The sequence below is a fragment of the Enterobacter cloacae complex sp. IR5412 genome (assembly GCF_049237385.1).
GTDB lineage: Bacteria > Pseudomonadota > Gammaproteobacteria > Enterobacterales > Enterobacteriaceae > Enterobacter > Enterobacter intestinihominis.
In genome coordinates this window covers 1-298 of the sequence record NZ_JBMKHQ010000013.1, presented here as the reverse complement: position 1 = coordinate 298, position 298 = coordinate 1, and the positions used below count along the sequence as shown (strand labels likewise).

Below are 298 nucleotides of genomic sequence, written 5' to 3'. Positions count from 1 at the left end.
ATCGTGTTCCTGAACAAATGCGACATGGTTGATGACGAAGAGCTGCTGGAACTGGTAGAGATGGAAGTTCGTGAACTGCTGTCTCAGTACGATTTCCCAGGCGACGACACTCCAATCGTTCGTGGTTCCGCGCTGAAAGCGCTGGAAGGCGACGCAGAGTGGGAAGCGAAAATCATCGAACTGGCTGGCTTCCTGGATTCTTACATCCCAGAACCAGAGCGTGCGATTGACAAGCCATTCCTGCTGCCAATCGAAGACGTATTCTCCATCTCCGGTCGTGGTACCGTTGTTACCGGTC

At 53.0% G+C, this 298-nt stretch carries 1 protein-coding gene; it reads left to right on the top strand.

Annotation, left to right across the window (positions count from 1 at the left end):
* The coding region (locus tag ACOTX2_RS19295) for a GTP-binding protein (RefSeq protein WP_421625958.1) at nt 1-298 on the top strand (298 nt) is incomplete at both ends.